General features: G+C 36.3%; 23 protein-coding genes and 2 tRNA genes. 13 read left to right on the top strand and 12 right to left on the bottom strand.

All coding sequences use genetic code 11. The annotated features are described in order from the left end of the window. Window positions 1-17 precede the first annotated feature (17 nt). From HX004_RS03620 to miaB, 6 genes are all read right to left on the bottom strand, one after another. Window positions 18-293: a co-chaperone GroES gene (locus HX004_RS03620; RefSeq protein ID WP_060873958.1), complete on the bottom strand. Its 276-nt coding sequence runs from the start codon at window positions 291-293 to the stop codon at window positions 18-20. A 153-nt stretch (window positions 294-446) separates the two neighbouring features. Further along, window positions 447-839, bottom strand: coding sequence for a preprotein translocase subunit SecG (secG, locus tag HX004_RS03615; protein ID WP_286440939.1), 393 nt, complete (start codon window positions 837-839; stop codon window positions 447-449). A gap of 2 nt (window positions 840-841) precedes the next feature. Beyond that, window positions 842-1,831 carry a tetratricopeptide repeat protein gene (locus HX004_RS03610; RefSeq protein ID WP_502888455.1) on the bottom strand — a complete coding sequence of 330 codons (990 nt, stop codon included), beginning with the start codon at window positions 1,829-1,831 and terminating at the stop codon, window positions 842-844. A gap of 19 nt (window positions 1,832-1,850) precedes the next feature. Beyond that, a complete protein-coding gene (locus HX004_RS03605; RefSeq protein ID WP_286441129.1) occupies window positions 1,851-2,354 on the bottom strand; it encodes an LptE family protein in 504 nt (167 codons plus the stop codon). A gap of 3 nt (window positions 2,355-2,357) precedes the next feature. Next, entirely contained in the window at window positions 2,358-3,656 is a 1,299-nt protein-coding gene (locus HX004_RS03600; protein ID WP_286440936.1) for a sigma-54 interaction domain-containing protein, read from the bottom strand. Between the two features lie 34 nt (window positions 3,657-3,690). Continuing rightward, window positions 3,691-5,142, bottom strand: coding sequence for a tRNA (N6-isopentenyl adenosine(37)-C2)-methylthiotransferase MiaB (gene miaB, locus HX004_RS03595; protein ID WP_286440935.1), 1,452 nt, complete (start codon window positions 5,140-5,142; stop codon window positions 3,691-3,693). A 734-nt stretch (window positions 5,143-5,876) separates the two neighbouring features. On the opposite strand from miaB, the gene topA reads away from it, so the two are divergent. The 12 genes from topA to HX004_RS03535 all read left to right on the top strand — a co-directional run bounded on the left by topA (window position 5,877) and on the right by HX004_RS03535 (window position 20,405). Next, entirely contained in the window at window positions 5,877-8,399 is a 2,523-nt protein-coding gene (gene topA / locus HX004_RS03590; RefSeq protein WP_286440934.1) for a type I DNA topoisomerase, read from the top strand. 14 nt (window positions 8,400-8,413) lie between these two features. Beyond that, entirely contained in the window at window positions 8,414-9,562 is a 1,149-nt protein-coding gene (locus tag HX004_RS03585; RefSeq protein WP_286440933.1) for a formimidoylglutamase, read from the top strand. 128 nt (window positions 9,563-9,690) lie between these two features. After that, window positions 9,691-11,091 carry a T9SS ring complex lipoprotein PorK/GldK gene (porK, locus tag HX004_RS03580; RefSeq protein ID WP_286440932.1) on the top strand — a complete coding sequence of 467 codons (1,401 nt, stop codon included), beginning with the start codon at window positions 9,691-9,693 and terminating at the stop codon, window positions 11,089-11,091. A 55-nt stretch (window positions 11,092-11,146) separates the two neighbouring features. Beyond that, window positions 11,147-11,815 carry a type IX secretion system motor protein PorL/GldL gene (gene porL / locus HX004_RS03575; protein ID WP_286440931.1) on the top strand — a complete coding sequence of 223 codons (669 nt, stop codon included), beginning with the start codon at window positions 11,147-11,149 and terminating at the stop codon, window positions 11,813-11,815. A 27-nt stretch (window positions 11,816-11,842) separates the two neighbouring features. Beyond that, entirely contained in the window at window positions 11,843-13,408 is a 1,566-nt protein-coding gene (porM, locus tag HX004_RS03570; protein ID WP_286440930.1) for a type IX secretion system motor protein PorM/GldM, read from the top strand. Between the two features lie 36 nt (window positions 13,409-13,444). Beyond that, on the top strand, window positions 13,445-14,332 hold the full coding sequence (porN, locus tag HX004_RS03565) for a type IX secretion system ring subunit PorN/GldN (RefSeq protein ID WP_286440929.1): 888 nt from the start codon (window positions 13,445-13,447) through the stop codon (window positions 14,330-14,332). Window positions 14,333-14,387: 55 nt separating this feature from the next. Next, complete coding sequence (locus HX004_RS03560; RefSeq protein WP_286440928.1) at window positions 14,388-15,455, top strand: NAD(P)/FAD-dependent oxidoreductase; 1,068 nt, start codon at window positions 14,388-14,390, stop codon at window positions 15,453-15,455. A gap of 5 nt (window positions 15,456-15,460) precedes the next feature. Further along, on the top strand, window positions 15,461-17,380 hold the full coding sequence (locus HX004_RS03555) for an ABC-F family ATP-binding cassette domain-containing protein (RefSeq protein ID WP_286440927.1): 1,920 nt from the start codon (window positions 15,461-15,463) through the stop codon (window positions 17,378-17,380). Window positions 17,381-17,478: 98 nt separating this feature from the next. Then, a complete protein-coding gene (locus tag HX004_RS03550) occupies window positions 17,479-18,048 on the top strand; it encodes a hypothetical protein (RefSeq protein WP_286440926.1) in 570 nt (189 codons plus the stop codon). Then, the gene (locus tag HX004_RS03545; protein ID WP_286440925.1) at window positions 18,041-18,679 is read left to right on the top strand and encodes an alpha/beta hydrolase; all 639 of its coding nucleotides are present in this window, start codon (window positions 18,041-18,043) and stop codon (window positions 18,677-18,679) included. The genes HX004_RS03550 and HX004_RS03545 overlap by 8 nt, the downstream gene beginning before the upstream one ends. Before the next feature lie 186 nt (window positions 18,680-18,865). Then, window positions 18,866-19,894 (top strand): SseB family protein, encoded by a 1,029-nt coding sequence (locus tag HX004_RS03540; RefSeq protein WP_286440924.1) that lies wholly within the window; start codon window positions 18,866-18,868, stop codon window positions 19,892-19,894. A 73-nt stretch (window positions 19,895-19,967) separates the two neighbouring features. Next, window positions 19,968-20,405, top strand: a complete 438-nt coding sequence (locus HX004_RS03535; RefSeq protein WP_286440922.1) for a hypothetical protein — start codon at window positions 19,968-19,970, stop codon at window positions 20,403-20,405. Between the two features lie 429 nt (window positions 20,406-20,834). On the opposite strand, the gene HX004_RS03530 is transcribed toward HX004_RS03535, so the two are convergent. The 3 genes from HX004_RS03530 to HX004_RS03520 form a co-directional block, all read right to left on the bottom strand. Continuing rightward, window positions 20,835-20,907: transfer RNA gene (locus tag HX004_RS03530), tRNA-Met, on the bottom strand. A gap of 121 nt (window positions 20,908-21,028) precedes the next feature. Beyond that, window positions 21,029-21,646, bottom strand: a complete 618-nt coding sequence (locus tag HX004_RS03525; RefSeq protein WP_286440921.1) for an NAD(P)H-dependent oxidoreductase — start codon at window positions 21,644-21,646, stop codon at window positions 21,029-21,031. Between the two features lie 4 nt (window positions 21,647-21,650). Continuing rightward, on the bottom strand, window positions 21,651-22,604 hold the full coding sequence (locus HX004_RS03520) for an alpha/beta hydrolase (protein ID WP_286440920.1): 954 nt from the start codon (window positions 22,602-22,604) through the stop codon (window positions 21,651-21,653). Between the two features lie 139 nt (window positions 22,605-22,743). On the opposite strand from HX004_RS03520, the gene HX004_RS03515 reads away from it, so the two are divergent. Beyond that, window positions 22,744-23,574, top strand: a complete 831-nt coding sequence (locus tag HX004_RS03515) for a helix-turn-helix domain-containing protein (protein WP_286440919.1) — start codon at window positions 22,744-22,746, stop codon at window positions 23,572-23,574. Between the two features lie 64 nt (window positions 23,575-23,638). Here HX004_RS03515 and HX004_RS03510 read toward each other — a convergent pair whose 3' ends face one another. The 3 genes from HX004_RS03510 to HX004_RS03500 all read right to left on the bottom strand — a co-directional run bounded on the left by HX004_RS03510 (window position 23,639) and on the right by HX004_RS03500 (window position 25,345). Then, entirely contained in the window at window positions 23,639-24,268 is a 630-nt protein-coding gene (locus tag HX004_RS03510; RefSeq protein WP_286440918.1) for a peroxiredoxin-like family protein, read from the bottom strand. Between the two features lie 205 nt (window positions 24,269-24,473). Next, window positions 24,474-24,546: transfer RNA gene (locus HX004_RS03505), tRNA-Met, on the bottom strand. A 142-nt stretch (window positions 24,547-24,688) separates the two neighbouring features. After that, the gene (locus tag HX004_RS03500; protein ID WP_286440917.1) at window positions 24,689-25,345 is read right to left on the bottom strand and encodes a CatB-related O-acetyltransferase; all 657 of its coding nucleotides are present in this window, start codon (window positions 25,343-25,345) and stop codon (window positions 24,689-24,691) included. Between the last annotated feature and the right edge of the window lie 82 nt (window positions 25,346-25,427).

Genomic DNA, 25,427 nt, shown 5'->3' with positions numbered 1-25,427 from the left:
TCTTCTTCTTCAATTTATTAAACAATCGCTAAGATGTCATCTTCACGCATGATTAGGTAATCCTTACCTTCTAATTTTAGCTCTGTTCCTGCATATTTACCATATAGTACTGTATCGCCTACTTGTACCGTCATGTTGTGGTCTTTTGTACCGTTTCCTACAGCGACTACTGTCCCTTTTTGTGGTTTTTCTTTCGCTGTGTCAGGAATAAAAATACCAGAAGCAGTTTTTGTTTCTGCTGGTTGAGGTTCAATAAGAACTCTATCCGCAAGTGGTTTAATGTTTAATGCCATAGTGTTTATAGTTTATAAAATTGAATTATTTATATTAGTTCTAAATGCTATATAAATAGTCACAAAGTGTGCCAAACCTTGTATTGGCACCTATTGCCAAAAAAAAATGCCAACTTGACAGCTGGCATTCTATAGTAAAAAGTAAAAACTTTCTTATTCTTGTGTAGTTTCTGGAGTTGAAGTCTCGCTAGTTGCTGGAGCTTCAGCTGCAGGTGTTGATTCTGTCGTGTTTTCTGTGTTAGCAGCAGCAGGAACAGTCGCAGGCTGTACGGGCACTTCTGCGTTAGGATCTAAAAGTTTAGAATCTCCAACAGCACCACCACTAAAGCTAATGCTCGACATTAAGATAAGGATGATTAACACCGCTCCTAATGTCCAAGTACTCTTATCTAAGAAGTCATTCGTGTTTTTTACACCTCCTGCAACAGTAGATCCTCCGAAAGATGAGTCTAAACCTCCACCTTTAGGATTTTGTACCATAATAACCACAATTAATAAAAAACATACGATAGCAATCAATACTAAAAATACTGTAAATGTGTTCATGCTTATAAACTATTATGTTGTTGTAACGCTTTTATATCTAATATTTGGTTTGCAAAGAAACTACTTTTTTCTGGATATTTCAAAATTAAAATCTCATAAGCTTGGATTGCTTTTTGATATTTTTTCTGCTCCAAGTAAATTTTAGCCAAAGTCTCCGTCATTAAACTGGTATTCTCTTGTACTGATAATTCAATATTTATGGGACTTACCGTAGCTTTTTTTGTTGGGATAATTTTAGGATTTGTTTCAATGAATTTATCAATTAAAGCCTGTTTTTTCTTTAAACTTTTTTGAAATTTTTTTTCATCTTCCGCAATTATCTCCTCTTTTTCGTCCTTTTCAGGTTGGTTTTCCTCTTTTTTTGTGTCCAATTCACGGACAATTGGCTGTTGTTTGGACAATTTTAGCCATTCTTGAAAAGAGTACTTTTCTCCCACTTCAAATGCTAAAGGTTTGCCAATTTCTAGTTTGTCTTCTAATGCGTCAACAGCTGAAACAGGTCGTATTTCCTCCTCTTCAATTGGCGTAAAAGGTTCAATTGTCGATGCTTTTTCTTGTTTCTCTTCTTCTATATCTTCTTTTATTTCAGCGGTGAAAGCAGGGCTGTCTTGTACAATAGCATAAGCAACTTTAGAAATATTTTGAAGGAGAGTACTGATATTTTGTTCTGGTTCTTTTTCCGTTTCTATCGTTTCTGTTTCTTTTGTTGTGTTTACTTCTTCCATTGCTGGGAGAGTAAGCGGAGTATAGACGGTAAAATTATCCGAAACAATGAAGTTGAATAGAATATCGCGATCTAAAGTATAGGCTGCGGTTTTTTTTAGTTCTTGATTGTATGAGGTACTTTCATTTGAGTACAGGGCTTTGAGGTACAAACTTCTTAAGGCTTGTACATAAGGATACTGTTCCAATAATTGTTTTAATTCTGGAATGTCTGTTCGCTGAATTAAAGTAGGGTCAGCTAAGTAAGTATGTAAAGTCGCTATATTCAAATTAATGTTTGTTGTTATTTTACCATTTTGCTAAGGATTCATTGAATACATCTTGCGTAATTCGCTCGTAAATCTCATCCAAGGCTGTATTTAATGTGGCTCCTACCAATTGTGCATTTGCATCATAGTCATAATAGAAGGAAAATCGCTTTTCGAAATCATCCTCAGCGTTTCTCTTGTTTGTAAAGCGCACGTTAATGGCGATGTACAAGCGGTTCTGCGCAGCTCTTTGATCAGCGGTAGCTGTCATCGGGCTAATGCGATAATCGACAATTTCCCCTTCATAGACTAAATCCGCATCGGAATTCGTCAGTGTCAAACTAGTTTGATTTTGAATCAAATCTTGTAAAGCTAAGGTGAAGGTACGTTCAATTCCCGGTTCAACTAAAGGTGCGTTATTCTGAAAATAATTCACTTGGAAAGAATCGGCATCAATTTTTCCTGTTCCTGTAAAGTTATAGTACTTACAGCTTTGTAAGCCTAAAGTAATAAAAAGAATGACTAGAATTGGTTTCAACTTCATCATTTATAAGTTATATTGTTTAATCTTTCGATATAAAGTTCGTTCTGATATGCCGAGCTCTTCCGCTGCTGCTTTTCTTTTTCCTTTGTTGCGTTCCAGCGATTTGCGAATTAATTCCACTTCTTGCTCTTCTAGGTTAAGTGGTTCGTCTTCTACCGTTTCTGCAATGAGGTAATTGTCGTCATCCTCTTCATTTTCAATAATCGTCGGATGATAGGTTGGATGTACTGGTTGTGAAGGGTGTACAGGATGAGCGTTGTTGTTCTCTAACTGTAAAATATCCGAAGGGTTGACTGGATAATCAACGGATTCATTTTTAGTGCCATAAATGCGTTGAATCAGATGTTGATTGCTCTCTTGTACTTGTCCTTTGTCTTGTTTAAGCAGTTCTAAAGTTAGTTTTTTTAGATCGGTAATGTCATTGCGCATATCGAAGAGAATCTTGTATAAAATCTCTCTTTCCGTACTGAAGTCACTTTCTGCTTTTTTACCCTGTACAACAGAAGGCAATTGTCTATCGTGGTTGGGTAAATAGGCTTGTAATATTGGCAGAGTAATCTCTCTGTTGGTTTCCAATACAGAAATTTCTTCTGCTACGTTGCGCAGCTGTCGAATATTTCCATCCCAGCGATAGCGAATCAAAAAATTAGCCGCATTAGCATCTAAGCGAATAGGAGGCATTTTGTATTTATGTGCAAAATCCGAAGCGAATTTTCGGAATAACAAATGAATATCTTCACCTCTTTCTCGAAGTGGAGGCAATGTGATTTCTATCGTACTCAAACGGTAATATAAGTCTTCCCTAAATTTACCCTTTTGTATGGCCTCCATCATATTGACGTTGGTCGCTGCAATGATGCGAATATCCGTTTTTTGTACACGAGAAGAACCTACCTTAATAAATTCTCCATTTTCCAAAATACGCAACAAACGCACTTGAGTCGTTAGGGGAAGTTCACCTACTTCGTCTAAAAAAATCGTACCGCCATTTGCTTCTTCAAAATAACCTTCACGGGTGCTAATTGCACCTGTAAAGGCTCCTTTTTCGTGTCCAAATAATTCACTGTCAATCGTTCCTTCAGGAATAGCTCCACAGTTTACAGCAATGTATTTACCGTGTTTGCGGTGAGATAGGGAATGGATGATTTTGGGAATACTTTCCTTCCCAACTCCACTTTCTCCTGTTACCAAAACCGAAATATCCGTTGGTGCAACTTGTATTGCTTTTTGGATGGCGCGGTTGAGCTTAGGATCATTTCCTATGATTTCAAATCGTTGTTTAATCGCTTGAACATTTTCCATGTAGTGAACTTTTTCGTGCTATTTTTTAAGGTGATTAATCTTCTTGCATCGGTGAATACCCAACTGCCTTACCGATTAAAGTAGCAGAAGTACAATCTTCTACGTAAACTTCTACGAAATCACCTACTTTATAATTTTCTTTCGGGAATACTACGGTTGTATTTTGGGAGTTTCTTCCGCTCCATTCCAAGTCCGAACGCTTTGACGTTTTTTCAATTAAAACTTCTACCGTTTGACCAACAAAACGTTGTGTACGTTCTAAACTGATTTTTCCTTGTACTGCGATAATTTCGCTTAAACGGCGTTTTTTTACTTCTTCCGGAATGTCATCTTCCAATTTACGAGCAGCTAGGGTTCCAGGACGCTCTGAATAGGCAAACATAAATCCAAAATCATAACGCACATGCTCCATCAAAGACAGTGTATCTTGGTGGTCTTCCTCTGTTTCTGTAGGGAAACCGGTAATCATATCTTGAGAAAGCGAAATATCTGGAATTAAAGCGTAGATTTTGTCTACTAATTCGATGTATTCTTCTCTTGTATGTTGGCGATTCATTTCTTGTAAAATACGCGTGCTTCCTGATTGAACAGGTAAGTGAATGTATTTACAAATGTTTTCGTGACGCGCAATCACTTCAATCACCTCCATGTGCATATCCTGTGGATTCGACGTTGAAAAACGGAATCGCATTTTAGGAAATTTTGTCGCACATAATTCCAATAACTGAGCGAAGTCAACCGCTGTTGCCTTTTGAATGTCAGAAGCTTTGTCAAAGTCTTTTTTCAATCCGCCACCATACCAAAGGTAACTATCTACGTTTTGACCTAATAAGGTAATTTCTTTAAAGCCTCTTTCGTATAAATCTTGGATTTCTGAAATAATACTATGCGGTTCTCTACTGCGTTCGCGTCCTCTAGTAAAAGGCACCACACAGAAGGTACACATATTATCACAGCCTCTAGTGATTGAAACAAAAGCTGTAACTCCATTGCTTTGCAAACGAACCGGGGCAATATCTCCATACGTTTCGTCCTTGGACAAGATTACATTGATGGCATCTCTACCTTCGTCTACCTCTTTTAAAAGGTTGGGTAAATCTTTGTAAGCATCAGGGCCTACTACCATATCAACAATCTTTTCCTCTTCTAGGAATTTACTCTTTAATCGCTCCGCCATACAGCCCAAAACACCCACTTTCATTCCTGGGTTCTTTTTCTTTACTCGGTTGTATTGGTCTAAGCGTTTGCGTACTGTTTGTTCTGCTTTGTCGCGAATAGAACAAGTGTTTACTAAAACTAAATCAGCTTCTTCTAAGTTATTGGTCGTGTTATATCCTGCATCAGATAAAATGGAAGCAACAATCTCACTGTCTGAAAAGTTCATTTGACAACCATAGCTCTCAATAAAAAGCTTTTTGGTATTGTCTCTATTCTGCTCTAGCTGTAAGCTTGTTCCTTGTTTATTTTCGTCAATTACCTTTTCCATACGATTATTTAAAAGGGAGTTTTATTTTAAGTCACAAAGATAGTTTAATTTTATTTGCTGACAAGTTGACAGCTTTATATTTAAGATGTAAGCAGTTGTTTTTGTGAGATTCGCTTTATTAAGGTTTGATTTGGAGCAGTATTTATCTTTAGGGGGATTTGACTTAGGATTAAGAAAGGGGATTATCCTTGTTAGGTTGGTAGAGAGTTCATAAGGGACTTTGTTAAAATCAAGATTTTACAACGGAAGTACCTAAGAACGTCAAAGAAGGTGTTAGTAAACTTTAGAGTAAGTCAGAAAGTAGTTTATTAGTAAGGATAATGTAAATATTCAGTGATTTCTCTTCTAGTCATTCATTGTTGTGTTCGTATAGGAATACACAATTGGCTTTTATTCTAAAGGGATGGACTAAATAAAAATGAAATTGTGTTTTTTATGTAGTTTATCTCCTTTTTTGAAAGAAAAGAGTGTCATTAATATAAGGTAGTCATAAAGGAGATAACAGTAAAATAAATGAGAAGGTAATGTTTATTACTTTTGTTTTTTTACTTTTGAGCCAATTTCTGTTTGTATAAAAAGATTGGTTAAAAAGAGAATTTTTTGGTAATCAACGTTAAAAATGTAGATATTTTTTAAATCATCGGAAAGGATTTTAAGAGAAAGTATGAATTATATCGGTTGAAGTGGAAATATTAAGAAAAAACACATATTTTTGCTTCACAAAAGAATGAAGTATGGCAAAGAATTTAGTGATCGTGGAGTCGCCTGCAAAGGCAAAAACAATTGAGAAATTTTTAGGAAAAGATTATCAGGTAGAATCGAGTTATGGACATATAGCGGATTTGCCTTCTAAAGAGATAGGGGTTAATGTAGAAGATAATTTCAAACCTAAATATGAGGTTTCTAGTGATAAAAAAGCAGTAGTAAAAAAGTTAAAAGATCTTTCTAAGCATGCGGAGGTTGTTTGGTTAGCTTCCGATGAAGACCGCGAGGGAGAGGCTATTGCTTGGCATTTAGCGGAGGAGTTAAAACTAGATCAAAATAAAACAAAACGCATTGTTTTTCACGAAATTACTAAATCAGCAATTTTAAAGGCAATTGACAACCCAAGAGGGATTAATTATAATTTAGTAAATGCCCAACAAGCTAGACGTGTTTTAGACCGTTTAGTAGGATATGAATTATCACCAGTGTTGTGGAAAAAAGTAAAAGGAGGGTTATCTGCTGGACGTGTTCAGTCCGTAGCTGTTCGATTAATTGTAGAGAGAGAAAAAGAAATCAACGAATTTAAAATCGAATCTTCCTATGTAATCACGGCGGAGTTTAAAACGGCAGAAGGCAAGGTTGTAAAAGCGAGATTGTCAAAGTCTTTTAACAGTGAGCAAGAAGCGAAAGATTTCTTAAATCTTAATGTAGGAGCAAACTATGCGATTAAGGATTTAGAAACGAAACCCGCTAAGAAATCACCAGCTGCGCCATTTACTACTTCAACCCTTCAACAGGAAGCAGCGCGTAAGCTGTATTATTCTGTTGGACAAACGATGATGCTAGCACAGCGTTTGTATGAAGAAGGGTATATTACCTATATGAGAACGGATAGTGTAAACTTATCCGAAGAAGCAACCAAAGCAGCAGCAGCGGAAATTGCAAAATCATATGGTGCAGAATACGTGCAATCCAGAAGTTATGTAACGAAAAGCAAAGGCGCTCAAGAAGCGCACGAGGCGATTCGTCCTACGAATATGGCATTGCATACCGTTCCTTTAGATCGCGATCAAGCGCGTTTATACGACTTAATTTGGAAACGCACCTTGGCTTCTCAAATGAGCGATGCTAAATTAGAACGTACCAATGTTAAAATCGGTGCGAATAAATACAGCGACCTATTCCTAGCAACTGGAGAGGTGTTGTTGTTTGATGGATTCTTAAAAGTGTATCTAGAAGGACATGACGATGAGGAAGAAGAAGTAGAAGGAATTTTACCTCACTTAAAAGTAGGAGAGCCTCTTTTGTCTAATGCGATTGTGGCAACACAGCGTTTTAGTAAGCCTGCGGCTCGTTATACGGAAGCTTCTTTGGTAAAGAAATTAGAAGAGTTGGGAATTGGACGTCCATCGACCTATGCACCAACGATTTCAACTATTATTGCGCGTAATTACGTTGAAAAAGGAACGACGGAAGGAAAAGAACGTTCGTACAAAGTAATGACGTTAGCGCAAGCAGCTCTGACTGAAAAAGTATTAGTAGAAAAAACAGGATCAGATAAAGGTAAAATGATTCCTACCGATATTGGAATTATTGTCAACGATTTCTTAGTGAAGAATTTCAAGACAATTTTAGATTATAATTTTACAGCAAAGGTAGAGGAAGACTTTGATGCTATTGCGGCAGGAGAAGAAGATTGGGCGAAGATGATGCGTGAGTTTTACGATCACTTTCACCCAACAGTAAAAGATGTAGAAGAAAACGCAGAGCGCGAATCAGGAGAGCGTATCTTAGGAACGGATCCTGCTTCAGGAAAACCAGTGCTTGTTCGTTTAGGTAAATTTGGACCGATGGCTCAAATTGGAGATGCTGAGGATGAGAACAAACAATTTGCGAGTTTAGCTCCAGATCAAAATATAGGCACGATTACCTTAGAAGAAGCGTTAAAACTATTCTTATTGCCTAAAATGCTAGGAGAATATAAAGGAGAAGAAGTAGAGGTGAATAACGGGCGATTTGGTCCTTATGTACGCGTTGGAAAAACGTTTATTTCTTTGCCAAAAGGACTAGAGCCTTTGGATGTTTCATTTGAAAAAGCGTTGGAGTTTATTCAGGAGAAGGAAGAGGCAGATAGACCAATTGCTACTTATAAAGACTTACCTGTACAAAAAGGTGTGGGGCGATTTGGTCCTTATTTGAAATGGAATAACATCTTTATCAACGTGAATAAAAAGTACAATTTTGACAATCTTTCAAATCAAGATGTCATGGAGTTGATTGAAGATAAAATTCAAAAAGAAAAAGATAAGGTTATTCACGATTGGCAAGAAGAAGGGATTCGTGTAGAAAAGGCAAGATGGGGAAGGTCAGTTATCTTAAAAGGCAAAGTGAAAATAGAGTTGTCTAAAGATGTCGATGCACAAGCGTTAACGTTGGAAGAGGTAAAAGCTATGATTGAAGCAAAAACGCCTGCGAAGAAGACTAAAGCTGCTACAACGAAGAAACCGGCTGCCAAAAAAACAGCAGCGAAGAAAACGACAACGAAGAAATAATTGAATAAGAAAGCATGTTAGAACTTTTACATCCAGTTAGTGTTGAATTTCGAAATTTTATCGATGGGTTACCTAGTCAAAGTTTAGGTAAAAAAGTCTATTTCCATTCTGGAGGTGATTTTGATAAATACGAGCAATACAAGATTGTTATTATTGGTGTGACTGATAATAGGGGATTAGCTTCGGAACCTACTATGGTGGATTTGATGAAAGTTAGAAAAGCTTTTTATACGTTATTTCCTGGAAATTGGAATGTTCGTATAGCGGATTTAGGCGATATCGCACCGGGTGAATCTTTAGAGGATACTTATTTCTTATTGAGAACAATTATAGAGAATCTGGTAAAAAATGGTTCGATACCCGTAGTAATAGGAGGCAGTCAAGATTTAACTTATGCTTTGTATCGCGGTTACGACAAGCTGGAACAGATGGTAAACCTCGTTTGCATCGATCCTAAATTAGATGTCGCAAAAGATGGGGGATATGCTGCAGAAAGTTTTATATCGCGAATTATTCTAGAAGAACCGAATAATTTATTTAATTTCTCAAATTTAGGCTACCAAACGTATTATAATTCTCAAGAAGAAATCGATTTAATTGAAAATTTATACTTTGAAGCTTATAGAATTGGAGAAATTATTAATAATATTGCACTGGCGGAACCGGTGTTGCGAGATGCTGATATTGTGAGTGTTGATATCAATGCTGTAAAATCAAGTGATTCAGGGAATTTTTCAACCTATAATCCCAATGGATTTGATGGAAGAGAAATTTGTTCTTTGGCGCGATATAGTGGATTAAGCGATAAAGTTAGTACTTTTGGTATATTTAATTATAATAATCAAACAAATGAAACGTTATTAATAGGACAAATACTATGGTATTTCATTGAAGGGGTTAATTACCGATACAATGAATATCCGTTTGCCTGTAAGGATAATTATATCAAATATATAGTGCCTTTTGATGCGTACGAGAATTTGATTTTTTACAAGAGTGATATTTCTGGTAGATGGTGGATTGAAGTGAATGTGGGTGGGGGTGTTAACGAAACGTTAACAAAAAGAACTTTGTTGCCTTGTAGCTATGAAGATTATGAAAAGGCGACCGCTCAGCAATTACCTGATAGATGGTGGAGAGCATTTAAAAAGAGTTTAGTATAGGCTTGAAAAATTTAACATTTATATATGTTAAATATAAACTAAATTTTTTTTAGCTTTGTTTTTGAAAATTAAAAATAATTGAATACGTTTACATTTTTAAGAAGTATATAAGAAAACCTAAATAATATATGAAGAAGATCATTACGTTAGGAGCAGTTTTAGCTTTGGTATGCAGCTGTGGTACTGGAGATCGAGGTGAGTTGTTAGGCGGAGTAGAAGGGAAGAGATGGTCAACTACGAAGCCTCATGGTATGTCTTTGGTTCCAGGTGGGACTTTTACAATGGGACAATCAAACGAAGATTTCCTTGGTGCACAAGATGCTCCAACAAAAACAGTAACTGTTGGTTCATTCTATATGGATGAGACTGCTGTTACAAACAACCAGTACAGAAAATTTGTGGATTGGGTAAAGGATTCGGTTATCCGAACTCGTTTAGCTATCGCAGCAGATGATATGGGATTGACTCCAGATGGTGGTGGTATTGGTGCTTATGCGTTTTTAGATAATGAAGAAAATCTAGATCGTATGACGCCTTATCAAAGATATATGTACGAAAATTACTACAGCATGGATACAAGCGATGATATGTATGCAGGTAGAAGATTAAATAAAAAAGTAAACTTACCTGTATCCGTGGATCGTTATCCAGACGAATACTATGTGGAAGTAATGGACTCTTTATACATTCCAGCTTCTGAAACATATAACGGATTAGGGATGTTTGATGCTTCTAAAATTAAATTCAAGTACACGTATGTGGATTTAGAGGGAGCAATGAAAGACAAAGGAAATGATCCTCGCGGAAAACGCAGCCGACATTTAAAAACGGAAACGTTGTTGATCTATCCTGATACAACACGTTGGATTAAAGAATTCCAATATTCTTACAACGAGCCAATGCATAATGATTATTTCTGGCATGAAGCTTTTGGTGAATACCCTGTAGTAGGTGTGAACTGGCATCAAGCTAGAGCGTTTGCAGCATGGAGAACCTTGTATAAAAACACATTCTTACGTTCAAAACGTTTGCCTTCTGAAGTACATGAGTACAGATTGCCAATGGAAAGCGAGTGGGAATTTGCTGCTAGAGGTGGTTTAGAAGGAGCTATGTATCCTTGGGGAGGTCCTTATACTACAGATGAAAAAGGGTGTTTTATGGCTAACTTCAAGCCAAGCCGTTTTGATTATGCAGCAGATGGAGCAACTTATACTGCAGAAGCACGTGCATATCCACCAAATGGATATAACTTGTACAATATGTCAGGAAACGTAGCAGAGTGGACAAGTTCACCTTATGATTCATCATCGTATGATTTCATGTCAAGTTTAAAACCAAAAAACAGAAGATCAGATACGCCATTAAAAGTTGTTAGAGGAGGATCTTGGAGAGACCCTGCTTATATGTTACAAGTTGCTACTCGTGATTCTGAATACGCAGATTCAGCTAGATCTTATATCGGATTTAGAACTGTACAGTCAGTTTCAGGTTCTATGTCAAGAAGCAACGTGTCAAAAATGGCTAAATAATTCGAACCAAAACAATTATAGATTATAGACAAACAATTAAAACAATTAAAAAATTATGGCAATACCTAAAAAAGTGATGAACTTCTGTTATGGAATGGGGGCTTCAGTTGTAATTATCGGTGCATTATTTAAAATTACGCACATGGAGTTGGGTCCAATTAATGGAAATAATATGCTAACTTTAGGATTGGTTGTAGAAGCTCTTATTTTTGCAATATCTGCTTTTGAACCAGTTGATGATGAGTTAGACTGGTCTAAAGTATATCCTGAATTAAAAGGAGGTGAACCGCAACAAGTTAGAGGTGGTAGTGCTGTAGGATTTGTTGGTGGTGGATCAACAGAAGAACAAGGTATGTTATCTAAAAAATTAGATGATTTATTGAAAGAAGCTAAAATTGACGGTGAGTTAATGAATAGTTTAAGTAAAAGCATCAGAAACTTTGAAGCAGCATCGAAAGAGATTGCTCCAACAGTTGATTCAGTAGCTTCGACTAGAAAATATGCTGAAGAAATGTCAATGGCTGCAGCTCAATTGGAATCATTAAATTCAATGTATAAAGTTCAGTTAGAGAGTGCTACTCGCAATGCTGAAATCAACAAAGAAGTTGCTGAAAATAATATCAAATTAAAAGAGCAAATGTCTGCTTTAACAAGCAACTTGTCTTCTCTAAACACAGTTTATGGAGGAATGCTTTCTGCAATGGGAAACCGCGGTGCTAATTAATTTATAATCCATATAAAGTTATAAATAATGGCAGGAGGAGCAAAATTGACACCTAGACAAAAGATGATTAACCTTATGTATCTTGTGTTCATCGCGATGATGGCACTTCAGATGTCAAAGGAGGTTTTATCAGCTTTTGGAATGGTAAACGATAAATTTGAATCGGCGAACGTTTCGGCGATGACAAATAATACAAGCTTGCTAGAGAGTTTAGAAGTGAGAGCTTCTGATGATCCAGCTCGCTTTGGAGAACCTTACAAAAGAGCAAAACAAGTATCGGCTATCACAAAAGAGTTTTTTGATTATATTACTACTGTGAAAACGATGATTACAGAACCTCTAGAAGAGCAACGCATCGATGGGAAATTACCTGCTGAGCGTATGGATAAAGGAGACGTAATTGATCAAGCTTGGTTTAACGGTGATAAGTATTCTGCGCAAGGAGAAGAATTTATTGCTGCAATTGAAAAATATAAGAAAGATATTGCTGCTGTTCTTACAGAAGATACAAAATATCAACTTATCACAGTTGAATTGCAAAATAGATTTGATTTAGCTGATGTAAAAGATGGAGAAGGTGTTGTAAAGCCTTATTTAAATTACAACTTCCAAGGGTTTCCAGCAATTGCATCTTTGACTAAATTGTCTACGATGCAAAATGATGCAAAAGTAATTGAGCACGACTTCTACAACCTATTATTAGGAAATACATTAAGTCAAGCGGCATCAATGCGCAACTATAAAGCAATCGTTATTTCTGAGAAATCAGCTTATTTTGCTGGTGAACAATTTAAAGGAATGGTTGTTTTAGGACGTTATGATCAATCGACTGTACCAACAGAAGTAATCGTAAATGGACAAAAAGTTGATTTATCAAAAGCATTAGATAATGGACGTGTGAATTTAGGATTTAGCACTGGAAACGTAGGAGAACATGAATTTAAAGGTAAATTTACTTTCATGGAGGACGGACAAGCTATTCCAGTTGACTTTACAGGAAACTACGTGGTAGTTCCGAAGCCTAATCAAGCGAATATCTCTGCAGATAAAATGAACGTTGTTTACCGTGGGGTAACAAACCCGATGACAATCTCTTTTGCAGGTATTTCTGATGATAAAGTAGTAGCTTCTGCTCCTGGTTTATCTAAAGGTGGAAAAGCAGGACAATATAATATGCGTCCACAAGCAGGTAGAGAAGTAACAATCAACGTAACAGGTAAATTACCTGATGGAACATCGGTAAGCGATAAAAAAGTATTTAGAATTAAAGATATTCCTGCACCTCGTGGTACAGTTCGTGGTGAGTACGCTGCGAAAGGACCTAAGTCTAACTTAGAAGTGGTAACCATCGGTGCTAAATTAGAGGATTTTGATTTTGAATTAGGGTTAACAGTTACAGGATTTGTTTTGCAAGTTCCAGGACAACCATCAGTGGTGGTTCAAGGAAATAGAATGAATGACAGAGCGAAAGCTACGATTTCTAAAGCAAGACTAGGAGATGTAGTTGTTATTTCTGATATCAAGGTACGTTTAGACGGTGCAAGTGATTATGCATTGAAGAAAACTGCACCTTGTACATTCGAAATCATGTAATTTCGAAATAAATAATAGAAGAAAACTTTGAATAATATGAACTGGAAAAAAATTTCACTATTTGTAGCATTTTCAATATTCTCATTGCAAGCATCAGCACAAAAAAACTTGTTAAATGCTCAGTCTGCGGAAGAAATTGGAATTAAAAGTATTCAAGATATATACGTACAAAGCGAAGGACCAATTCCATACGGATATGTAGCAGATAAGGACATCTTGTTTGGTATAAAAGTGTGGGAAAATATTTCTCTAGAAGAGAAAGCGAATGAGTCTTATTACTATCCAATCGAAGAAGTTTCGGGAGATGGAAGAAAATCTATGTTCCAAGCGTTGATTGATGGTATTAAGTCTGGGGCTATCACAGAAGTATACGATGATAGTGACTTTAAAAGAAAAAGAACATTAAAGGAACTTGAAACATCTTTCGTGAAAATTGATACTACAGATGCTGGTATTGAATACTATAATGCTGGTGAAAGAATTCCAGAGGAATATATTCAACGTATCGAATTACGTCCATCTGATGTAAAATCGTATCACGTGGTTGGATTGTGGTATTTTGACCGCAACGAAGGACAGTTAAAATACCGTTTGTTGGGAATTGCTCCAGTAGTAGTTGACCTTTATACAAAAGGTGCTGATGTTGAGAATGCAGTTGAACTTTTCTGGATATTCTTCCCGAATGCTAGAAATACGTTATTCGATGCTCAGGTATTTAACTCTAAGAACCCAATGAATCCAATGAACTTTGATCATCTGTTGAATGCTAGACGTTTTAGCTCTACGATTTATAAAGCAGATAATCAATACGGGGATTCTAGAATCAACGATTATATCAAAGGTGGAGAGTTAAGTCAATTATTTGAAGGCGAACGCATCAAAGAATTGATCAGAAACCTTGAAGATGATTTATGGAATTACTAATTTTGTAATTACTAATTTATAAAGCTCTTATCTAAATTAGATAAGAGCTTTTTTTATGATGTCAAGTATGGTGGATTATATTGTTGTAGGAACTGGATTAGCAGGAATTGCTTTTACAGAAAAGTTAGCGCAAGAAGGCAAAACGTTCGTTGTTGTTGATTCAGAAGAACGCTCTTCTTCTTTAATCGCTGGTGGAATGTATAATCCTGTCGTTCTTAAACGCTTTACAGATGTATGGAAAGTAAATGAACAGTTGGCCATAGCTGAAGTATTTTATCCTGCTTTAGAGGCTAAATTGCAACTTAAATGTTGGTTTCCGATGGATTTATATCGACGTTTAGCTTCGATTGAAGAACAAAATAATTGGTTTCAAGCTGCAGATCGACCAAATTTAAATGCCTTTTTATCTCCGGAAATTGAAAAGAAGAGAATAGATGGGGTAGATTTGTCCTTTGGTTTAGGAAAAGTTCGGTCTACCGGTTATCTGGAAACAGATGAATTGATTCCAGCCTATCGTCAACATTTAACTCAATTGGGGTGCTATAAGAAAGAAAATTTTGACTATGCCCTATTGAAATACGACAATGATGGTGTTTCTTATAAGGGAATTAGCGCCAAACATATTGTGTTTGCTGAAGGTTTTGGTTTGTTGCAAAATCCGTTCTTCAAAGAATTACCCTTAGATGGCACCAAAGGAGAATTAATGATTGTTAAGATTCCAGGTCTGAATTGTGATTTTATGTTGAAAGCAGGTGTGTTTTTGATTCCAATCGGAGAGGACAAATATAAGCTTGGAGCAACATATAATTGGGAAGATAAAACAGATGTTCCTACAAAAGAAGGGAAAGCAGAATTAATTGAGGGATTGAAGAGTTTTGTTCATTTGGATTTTGAAATTGTAGAGCATATCGCTGGGGTTCGCCCTACAGTAAAAGATCGACGACCTTTGTTGGGAAGAAGTCTAGAATCAGATCGTATTTTTGTATTAAATGGATTGGGAACACGTGGTGTTTTACTAGCTCCTTATTTAGCAGAACAATTGTATAATTATATAGAGAATAACATAGCGTTAGAGGAAAATATTTCCATTCATCGCTATAAAAAGTTTAAATTAAAGAAGTAATATTTATGTTGAATATACATAATTTGTCTGTATCGTTTTCTGGCGAATACTTATTTGAAAACGTTACATTCAGAATTGGTGCTGGTGATCGCGTTGGATTAGTTGGGAAGAATGGCGCTGGAAAATCAACAATGTTGAAACTTTTATCTAGGGATATGGAACCGGATACGGGGAGTATTGCCATGGAGAAAGAACTAAAAATAGGTTTTTTACGTCAGGATATCGAATTTATTCCAGGGAGAACCGTTTTAGATGAAGCTTATCAAGCATTTGAAGAGATAAAAGCTGTAGAGGCTACTTTAGATAATGTAAATAAAGAATTAGCTGAACGCACGGATTACGAGTCAGAATCCTATTCGGAACTGATCGAAAAACTAAGCGACTTAACCCATCGTTTTGAAATTATCGGTGGATATAATTACGTAGGTAATACAGAGCGTATCTTACAAGGATTAGGGTTTAAACGTGAGGATTTTGAGAATCTTACGGATACCTTTTCTGGGGGATGGCGTATGCGTATCGAATTAGCGAAATTGTTATTGCAAGATAATGATGTGCTTTTACTCGATGAGCCGACCAACCACTTGGATATTGAAAGTATTATTTGGTTGGAGCAATTTCTAAGAAGTTATCCTGGAGCAGTGGTGATTATCTCCCACGATAAAATGTTCTTAGATAACGTGACTAATCGCACCATTGAAATATCACTAGGGAAGATTTACGATTTCGATAAACCGTATTCGGAGTATTTGATTTTACGTGAAGAATTGCGCGAAATGCAATTGGCAGCCCAAAAGAATCAGGCTAAGAAGATTGAAGAAACCGAAAAGCTTATTGAGCGATTCCGCTATAAAGCAACAAAAGCCTCCATGGCGCAATCTTTAATCAAGAAATTAGATAAAGTAGAGCGTATTGAGGTGGATGAAGATGACAATGCGGTGATGAATATTTCTTTTCCAGTGAGTATCGACCCAGGTAAGGTTGTATTGGAAATGGAAGGGGTTACAAAACGCTTTGGTGATAAAGTTATTTTTAAAGATGTCAATTTCTTGATAGAGCGTGGTAGTAAGATTGCTTTTGTAGGACAAAATGGTCAAGGAAAATCGACGTTGATCAAAGCTGTGATGGAAGAATTTGAATACGATGGTTCTATTAAATTAGGGCATAATGTTCAAATTGGATATTTTGCTCAGAATCAAGCAGACTATTTAGATGGAGAGAAAACGCTTTTAGATACGATGTTAGATGCGGCAACGGATGGTAATCGCGTGAAAGTACGCGATATGTTAGGTGCATTTTTGTTTAGAGGGGATGATGTAGAAAAGAAAGTGAAAGTGCTTTCTGGAGGAGAGCGAAACCGTTTGGCTTTGTGTCGTATGTTGTTATCTCCAATTAATGTATTGCTAATGGATGAGCCGACCAACCACTTGGATATTAAATCTAAGAATGTGTTGAAACAAGCATTGTTAAACTTCAAAGGAACGTTGATTTTAGTTTCTCACGATCGTGATTTCTTACAAGGATTGACGAATTTAGTCTATGAATTCAAAGATCAAAAGATCAAAGAGTATCTAGGTGATATCAATTACTTCTTAGACGAACGCAAAGCACAAAATATGCGTGAAATTGAGAAGAAAAGCGATAAGAAAGAGCCTCAAGTAGAAGTGAAAGTGGAGGAGAAGAAAGTGGTTGCGTTATCTTATGAAGATCAAAAGAAGCAAAAAACGCTTCAAAATAGATTGAGTAAAATCGAAAGTGAAATCAGTGAATTGGAGAAAAAAGTCGTAAAAGACGATGCGCGATTGGCTGAAGATTACGAAAAACTGATGCAAGATGAGAGCTTTTTTAAAGCCTATGAGCAAAATAAAAAGAAAATAGAGGCTTTGATGCAGGAATGGGAAGATGTGGCGGCAGAGCTCATGTAAATAGAGTAAATGAAAGGTTTGTGTGAATAACACAAACCTTTTTTTAGTTTGAGGTTTAAGCTATGCAGTTTTTGTTTACATTTAATAAAAAAAACAAAATGAGAGTATTTCAAACATTGGGAATATTGGGGATGATGGCCCTTGGATTGACAAGTACTACTATACTTGCCCAACAAAAACAAAAAACAGATTTGTCTGCAGCAATGCCATCCCAAGTCAAAGCAAAGGATTTAGATAAATTGACCTATACTTACGCAATAGAAGTCGAAAATAAGTTGTATAGTGGTTATAGTTTACTCGGTATTAATCCCAAGAGTATTGAAGAGGTGAAAACCGATACTGGTTTATTTCAGGTTGGTATGATGAGCTTTGATAAAAAAGTAACCTTGACCTTTAAAGGAGGATATAAATCAGATCTAGTGGTTTTAGATCAATGGACAAAAGGGAATATCAGTTTTAAAGGCAATTTAATTTACATGATTGATGGTGTTATTGTGAATGCATCGGCGAGTACGATATTGTTGGATAAACATTATATCGTTGATTACACGGTAATTCCCTTGGATCAAGTAGGATTAGATCAAGCAACAGCTGTGGTTCAATTGAGAATGAAGTCAGCGGCTAATTTTAAAGCTATTGCCGGCGAAAAAAAGAAAAAACGTGAGTAAACTCTATGTGTTAAGTGGTTTAGGTGTAGATAATCGTGTTTTTGATACTTTTGAGTTTAAAAATACAAATATGGTCTTTATTTCTTGGATAACCCCTTTACAAAATGATACTTTACCCTCGTATGCTGCTCGTATCGCAGAACAAATTAAGGAAGATTATTTTATGTTGATGGGATTGTCATTCGGTGGTATGGTAGCAGTTGAAATCGCTAAAATCCGCCATGTGAAAAAGGTGATTTTACTTGCCTCTGCGAAGGGAAGAAAGGAACTGCCCCCATTGTATGCTTTTATAGGAAAATATAAGTTGCATCAATGGATGCCTACTTTTTTACTGAAACGTTGTAATGGTATAACGTATTGGTTTTTTGGTGTACAAACTAAGGAGGACAAGTATTTACTTAAAGAAATTTTATCTGATACAGATTGTACATTTCTTACCTGGGCAATTGATGCTATTTTAAATTGGAAAAATGAAGAATTTCCATCCAATTTGATTCATATTCACGGTAATAAAGATCGAATTTTACCTTGTAAATATATTGCATATGATTATTTAATTATGGGAGGAAGTCATTTCATGACGGTGAATTTTTCTAGAGAGATTGAATGTATATTGGAAAAACACCTATAGGAATCACTTTTGTATTGCATATTTATTTTATTTAAGTTTCATGCTGTTTTCTTTTGCAATAAATACAAAGCGTTTGGAAGGAAGGTGAAAAGAATTGTATAGTAGAAGTTGAGAAAAGTGTAGGCTCTAAATTTAAATTGAAGAGTATAGTAAAAAGGGTTTGATGCGTTACGTAGAAGTTAAAAAATGAAATTATTCGATATTTTTAAAAAGAAAAAAGAAAAAGAATCAACATTCCCTGAAAATGAATTGGAACGTTACTTGATGGAAGGAGCGTCAGATTTGGATGCGCGAAAGTACTTTTATCAAAAGTTACTTTGGAATCAACTGGTAGTATTAACGCCTTCTTTTCTAGATCAAGAGGAAGGACTTCAAGATGTTGAGGAACATACAAATGTAAAGTTGGTGTCTTATGATGATGGAGTAATCCCTGTATTTACTTCTTTGAATCGTATCTTTGATCAAGATATAATCAAAGAAAAAGTATCCTATATCAGTTTGGAGGGGAAAGATTTATTTGGGATGACCAAGGGATCTACTTTTGTTTTAAACCCTTATTCAGCTTATAGTAAAGAATTAGTACCAGAAGAGATTGAGCAGTTGTTGAACGGAACCATTTACAATCAAATTGATGCTGATGAAGCGGAAAGAAAGCATATGGAGGATTTTAATGCCTCTTATGACTTAGCTTGTGAAAAGCAAAAAGACCTTATTTTATTGGGTGATTATCGCACGAAAAAGTTAAATTCTACTGATCGATTGAAGTTAGAAGAATCGGTTCATTACTTTGAACAATGCTTGGCTCTAATTGACGATCATTGGCCGAGTATGGTTTTGATGGCTAAATCGCTACAACGTCTAGAAAGACACGAAGAAGCTTTAGCGTTATTAGAAAAAGCCTTTGTAATAGATATTGAAAATCATTCCATTCCTATGGAAGCAGCCTTAGAAGCGATTCACGTACAAGATTTAGAAAAAGCATTGTATTATTCAAGGGAGTCCATGAAGCGCAAACCAGATGACTTTGCTTTGATGGGCAATCACGCGATGAATTTACTATTGGCAGAACGCGATGAAGAAGCCTTGGTATTGATTGAAGAAGCCTTAGTGTTAGAACCCAAGGATGAAGTCAATGAAAATATAAAAAGCTTAATTACGGAAGTGATGGTTGGTACTCGTAAACGACCTACAATGGAAGAGTCTGTAAATGGTTAATCGCTTGCAGGAATCTCTAGTTAAGGATATGTAGTACATCCCACTCCCACCCATTATGATGAATAAAAATAAGATGAACATCAAACAAACTTTCCATATTATCAGCTATTTGCAGTATCCGTTCCTCGTTATGGGGGTATTGGCAATTCTTAAAACCCCTTATGATGAGTCCTATCTTGGTTTAAAAGATACTTTTTTGAGTAATTTTAATCTATCGCTTATTTTTGTGGGAATAGGTGTTAGTTTTTCTTCTTTGCAAGATGTGACTAAAACGCAGAATGATTTTTCTAAAAACATTTGGCGAAGCAGACGAAAAGGGAAAATTGCCTTATATGGCTTGACTATCTTGATTTTCTTTCTGTTTGTTATCGCAGGGATTGGATATTTTGGGTCAGACAACAAAGTGTTGAATGAAGTAGCTACGGGTTTGGTTGTATTTGCAATAGGATTCTTAGGGTTACTTAAAGTAGCAATCGAAATGTATGAATACAATCAAATGAGTAAACAATAGGAGACCGTTGTTTATAAACAGTCTCCCTTTTATGTTAGAACTTATAGTCAATCTGTGCACCAAATCTTGCGACTTGGTCATGGTCTGTTTTCTTTGGATTAAATAATAGTTTGCCCCAGCTAATATTGGCTTCAAATGTAAATCTGCTTTTGGTTACCCATTTGTGACCTAATCCAACAGATAGATCAATTATATCTGCACCTCTAGTATAGGTCGTTCGCTCAGGAGGGGTATGTATTTTCTGCCATCTATCGAGCTTAGTATTTCAAAACTTTAAATCTGAAATACCCAATGTAGATTTGTTGTTTAGGCTTTTCTCATAAGTAACCTCTACCGTTCCAACTTTTGCACCTGATCCGAAAAAGCGAGTTAGCTTTAACTGGTTAACAAAAAAAGACCTAATCGTTAGATTAAGTCTTTTTGGCTTAGTAGCGGGAACAGGACTCGAACCTGTGACCTTCGGGTTATGAGCCCGACGAGCTGCCTACTGCTCTATCCCGCGCTATTGTGGTGCAAATATACAAACTAATATCAATACAAAACAAGTAAAAAGAAAAAAGAATTTTGGATGTTGTTCTTTTTTTAAGGATAATTCGTTGGTTGTTAATGTTGTGTGATTTGTTTTATTTTTGATTTTGAGAGTAAATGTTTTGATTTTGATACTTTTTGATGTCTTCTTGAGCGTTTTGCTTCACTTGTTCAAGTAAATTTTTAATATCAGATGGGCTATAATCATTTAATGGACCTACTACTTCGGTCTGTTGAATCTGCACTCCGCAATAGGTTAATATGCCCTCTTGTAGTGGAATTAATCCGCTAGATTGATAAGTCGATTGATGGATTTCTGGAGATAAATCTCCCATCGTTACTAAAATACGTGCTGTTTTACCTTGTAAAAGACCTTCTGTATGCGTGGTGGAATGATGTTTAAATACTAATCCAGGTAGAAATAGACGATCAAAGAATCCTTTCATAACGGCAGGCATGCCCATCCACCACATCGGATGGATCCATACTTGGTGTGTACTCCAATAGATATCGTCTAAGGCGCGTAACAAATCAGGTTCTAATTCCATGCGTTGCGCATAACCATATTGTAAATTGGGATTAAAGTCTAATTCGCCAATAGCGAGATAACGAACCGTAGCGCCTAGGGATTCTGCCGTTTGAATATAGGTTTGTGCTACTGTTGCATTGAGACTATTTGGATTTGGATGTCCGTTAATAACTAAAATGTTCATGTGATTATCGGGTAAAAATGGTTCTTAAATAGGAGATTTGTGTTTGCCAAAATTCTCTCGCCATTCTGGTAGGAAAAAAGTCAAAGACATGAGTGGCTCCTTTTACTTCAAAAATTGTTGTAGAAACTTTGGCTTGTTGTAGGCGTTGACCATATTGAAGGGCTTCATCTTTGAGGGGGTCATATTCAGCAACGACAATGGTCGCTGGTGGAAGTTGACTTAAATCTCCTTGCAATGCTGGTACAGCATACGGTAGAGGGGTACTTATATTTTTTCCTAAATAATGATACCACATCCAAGTAGCTGCCTCCTTGCTTTGCATGGGAGCATTACCTAATAATACCATAGAAGGAGTTTGTAAGCGATGATCCATTGGAGGATAAATCAAATACTGATGGCGAACGGTAACTTCTTTTAGATCTAAGGCATATTGTGCAAGAGAAGCAGCAATCGTTCCTCCTGCGCTACTGCCTCCAATACTGAGATTGTCGGTATTTCCACCTAAGGTGTGTGCTTGTTTGGATAACCAGCGCAATGCATCATATCCATCGTGTAAAGCCGCAGGAAAGGGATGTTCTGGCGCTAGGCGATAATCCACCGAAACGATTAGTATTTGAAGGGCAGATGCTAATTCAAAAAAAAGGAAGTCGTATTGTTCAGGTGTTCCGTAGATAAAAGCTCCACCGTGAAAATACAACAGCACAGGTAGATTATTTTGGCTTTTTGGGCGATAAGTTCTTAATCGAATGTTACGGTTACTATCGCGAGAAGGGATTTCAATATCAGTTACAGTTAAGTCTTGGGGAATAACCAAAGGCTCTTCCGTTTCTGCAATTTTTTGCTCTTCTAGGCGAATTTGTTTAGGGTTATGAGCCAACAAATAGTCGTAATCAAGCTGATTGTATGGACTTTCATTTATGGCTTGCATCAATTCGATGGAAATGTCTTGCTGTATCATAAGTATAAATGTAAATTATGGATATACTATAGAAAAAGTAGATATAAAATTACCGTATTCTTCTATGTTTGTGCAAAAATAGACTGATTTAATCGTGTTTTTTAGGTATAATTCAAGTGTAAATCAGTATCTTTACAAGATGGCAAGAGAAAATATATACCAAGCATTAGAGGTATACTATGAACAAATAGACAGTTGTCCGTTGCGCGATAGACAATTTAATTTTTTCGAATTGGTTTATGTGCTTTCGGGTAAGGGGAGTCATAAGGTGAATGGAAATTGCATTCAATTTCAAGTTGAGGATTTGTTTTTAATTACCCCTCAAGATTGTCATGAGTTTGATTTAGAGGGAATGTGTGAGTTTATGGTAATTCGCTTTGGAGAATCCTATGTCAAAGAATATCAATGGAAGAGTATTGATCATATTGAATGTTTATTGCATTATGCTTCTCAACTGTCCGCTTCTGTTTTAGTGAATGAAGAAGATAAGGAATTGATTGTACAAGGTATGCAAATGTTGAGAAAAGTAGTAGAAATGGAAGCCATGTATCAAGAAGATTTGATTCGCCATTTGGTCAATGCTATTTTAGTGATAGCTGCACGAAATATTGCTATGATTCAATTGGAACCTCTGTCGAATCATGCTGATACGAAGATTATTTCAATCCTAAACTATATACAAGAACATATTCGCGAACCAGCATTACTGAAGATAGCAGTAGTGGCTAATCAATTTGGCATGTCTTCCACTTATTTTGGTAGCTATTTCCGCAAGCATAGTGGAGAGTCTTTACAATCTTATCTGTCCGCCTATAAGATTCGCTTACTAGAACATCGATTGTTATTCAGCGAAATGCGAATTAATGAAATTGTCGATGAATTTGGTTTTGCAGATGAAAGTCACTGCAATAAGTTTTTCAAACGGCACAAAGGAATGAGTATGTCTGCTTTTCGCAAAGGAAAGGTGTGAAGGCTTTTCTATTTAAAAATAGAAAGAGTAAGGGGCGGATAGTCATCCGCCCCTACTTTATGAGTTATGACAATTCATTGACATCCATTCGGTTCATGTAATTTGCATCTACAAATTTATATGTCACTCGGCCTGTTGAATCTACTACGAAAACAGCGGGAATAGGTAGTTCTTGTTGTATACTGCCATTATAAGTCGTCAAGTCAATTCCTAAGCTTTGGTAAATTGGACGAACGTAGTCTTGTAACTCAAAAGCAATTCCGATTTGTTTGGCTAAACAATTGTCTTGATCCGTTAAAAGTTCAAATTCCAAGCTTTGATTTTCTTTTAATAAAGCGTTATAAGTGGGGAGTTGAGGAGAAATGGCTACAAGTGTAGCTGTTTGATTTTCCAAACTATTTAATTTTTGTTGTAAGGCACGTAATTCTAAATTGCAATACGGACACCAGCTACCGCGAAAGAAACTAATTATGACAGGTCCTTTTTGTAGTAAATCGCTTAATTCTACGATTTGATTGGTGGTATTTTGAAGTTTAAAATTGGGAAAAATCGCTCCGAGTTGAATACAGTTGTCTTCGAGTTGTAATTTCTTTATATCTGCAATAGATTGACCAAAACTAGTTAAAATTTCAGTGGGGACTTGTTGGGCTAAATTTTGATTTAGTTCGTCAATTTGCTGTGCTAATGTGTTCATAATTGTCGTATTTTCCAGCAAAGGTTTAAAATTAAAATCACAGGGACAATACCGCATATTTTTGTCTCTAAGGGATAAAAAAGTCACTATTGGATAGATAAAGCGGTACAACGTCAAAAAATATTTTATTGAAGATGTAGAACAAGAGGGAGAATTTGAGCAAAAAAAAAAGACTCAATCGTTAGATTAAGTCTTTTTGGCTTAGTAGCGGGAACAGGACTCGAACCTGTGACCTTCGGGTTATGAGCCCGACGAGCTGCCTACTGCTCTATCCCGCGCTATTGTGGTGCAAATATACAAACTAATATTAATACAAACCAAGTAAATCAATGAAAAACTTTGTTTATATCGGTTTGTATGTCCCGAATTGTGATGTAATGTGTTGGAAAGCAGTTGGATGGTAGGGAATGTTTTTTTAAGTTATTTCTTAACTAGGACGGATTGGTCGTATAAATAACTCTGTTCTTCTAACATGTCAATATCATTTGCTGTAATAAATGATTGTAATGCTTTAAATTTAGACTCTTCCCAATCGTAAATATTCAATTGTCGTAAACGGGCAATGGTTGCCTCGTCAAATCTAGTTTTAATGGGTTTTGCAGGATTACCTGCAACTAGCGTATAAGGAGCAACGTTTTTCGTTACAATAGCGCCAGAGGCAATGACAGCGCCTTCACCAATGGTAATACCAGGCATAATCATTGCACGCATACCAATCCAAGCCCCATTGCCAATAACCGTATCTCCTTTTCCTTCGTAAGATTCTACAATCGTTTCGATAAATGGATATAAACTAAACCAATCCGTGCGGTGTGTATTATTTCCTCCCATTAGAATCACGGCTTCAGCAGCGATGCAAACATAAGATCCAATATACAGTTGGTCAATAGGCCATGCGGGTTCCCATTGGCTGCTACTATAAGCATCTCCGTATAAATAACGCACTACACTTTCTTCAAATGTCCCACTCCACGCAGCGCTGTAGTAACTTGTTGTTCCTTTAATGTGAATGTTGGGATTCTTTACAGTTTCATGTAAATATTCTACTATGGACCAATGTTTCTGGTTTGTATGCATAAAATTGTATTCGCTTTAAAAGGATAAAGCTAGTAAAATCACATCTAAATCAAAATCTTGGCGTTGAAAAAAACTTTTAGGA

This window comes from Myroides sp. 1354 (genome assembly GCF_030324495.1).
GTDB lineage: Bacteria > Bacteroidota > Bacteroidia > Flavobacteriales > Flavobacteriaceae > Flavobacterium.
This window is presented reverse-complemented; position numbering and strand designations above follow the sequence as displayed.

What these genes read in the sequence shown, in the direction of transcription:
- HX004_RS03510 (WP_286440918.1), bottom strand. Translation starts at nt 24,268, where the DNA reads ATGAACACATTAGCACAGCAAATTGACGAACTAAATCAAAATTTAGCC.
- HX004_RS03560 (WP_286440928.1), top strand. Translation starts at nt 14,388, where the DNA reads ATGATGTCAAGTATGGTGGATTATATTGTTGTAGGAACTGGATTAGCA.
- secG (WP_286440939.1), bottom strand. Translation starts at nt 839, where the DNA reads ATGAACACATTTACAGTATTTTTAGTATTGATTGCTATCGTATGTTTT.
- HX004_RS03555 (WP_286440927.1), top strand. Translation starts at nt 15,461, where the DNA reads ATGTTGAATATACATAATTTGTCTGTATCGTTTTCTGGCGAATACTTA.
- HX004_RS03550 (WP_286440926.1), top strand. Translation starts at nt 17,479, where the DNA reads ATGAGAGTATTTCAAACATTGGGAATATTGGGGATGATGGCCCTTGGA.
- porM (WP_286440930.1), top strand. Translation starts at nt 11,843, where the DNA reads ATGGCAGGAGGAGCAAAATTGACACCTAGACAAAAGATGATTAACCTT.
- HX004_RS03540 (WP_286440924.1), top strand. Translation starts at nt 18,866, where the DNA reads ATGAAATTATTCGATATTTTTAAAAAGAAAAAAGAAAAAGAATCAACA.
- porK (WP_286440932.1), top strand. Translation starts at nt 9,691, where the DNA reads ATGAAGAAGATCATTACGTTAGGAGCAGTTTTAGCTTTGGTATGCAGC.
- HX004_RS03515 (WP_286440919.1), top strand. Translation starts at nt 22,744, where the DNA reads ATGGCAAGAGAAAATATATACCAAGCATTAGAGGTATACTATGAACAA.
- HX004_RS03520 (WP_286440920.1), bottom strand. Translation starts at nt 22,604, where the DNA reads ATGATACAGCAAGACATTTCCATCGAATTGATGCAAGCCATAAATGAA.
- HX004_RS03600 (WP_286440936.1), bottom strand. Translation starts at nt 3,656, where the DNA reads ATGGAAAATGTTCAAGCGATTAAACAACGATTTGAAATCATAGGAAAT.
- porN (WP_286440929.1), top strand. Translation starts at nt 13,445, where the DNA reads ATGAACTGGAAAAAAATTTCACTATTTGTAGCATTTTCAATATTCTCA.
- HX004_RS03605 (WP_286441129.1), bottom strand. Translation starts at nt 2,354, where the DNA reads ATGAAGTTGAAACCAATTCTAGTCATTCTTTTTATTACTTTAGGCTTA.
- HX004_RS03500 (WP_286440917.1), bottom strand. Translation starts at nt 25,345, where the DNA reads ATGCATACAAACCAGAAACATTGGTCCATAGTAGAATATTTACATGAA.
- HX004_RS03585 (WP_286440933.1), top strand. Translation starts at nt 8,414, where the DNA reads ATGTTAGAACTTTTACATCCAGTTAGTGTTGAATTTCGAAATTTTATC.
- porL (WP_286440931.1), top strand. Translation starts at nt 11,147, where the DNA reads ATGGCAATACCTAAAAAAGTGATGAACTTCTGTTATGGAATGGGGGCT.
- topA (WP_286440934.1), top strand. Translation starts at nt 5,877, where the DNA reads ATGGCAAAGAATTTAGTGATCGTGGAGTCGCCTGCAAAGGCAAAAACA.
- HX004_RS03525 (WP_286440921.1), bottom strand. Translation starts at nt 21,646, where the DNA reads ATGAACATTTTAGTTATTAACGGACATCCAAATCCAAATAGTCTCAAT.
- HX004_RS03535 (WP_286440922.1), top strand. Translation starts at nt 19,968, where the DNA reads ATGAACATCAAACAAACTTTCCATATTATCAGCTATTTGCAGTATCCG.
- HX004_RS03620 (WP_060873958.1), bottom strand. Translation starts at nt 293, where the DNA reads ATGGCATTAAACATTAAACCACTTGCGGATAGAGTTCTTATTGAACCT.
- miaB (WP_286440935.1), bottom strand. Translation starts at nt 5,142, where the DNA reads ATGGAAAAGGTAATTGACGAAAATAAACAAGGAACAAGCTTACAGCTA.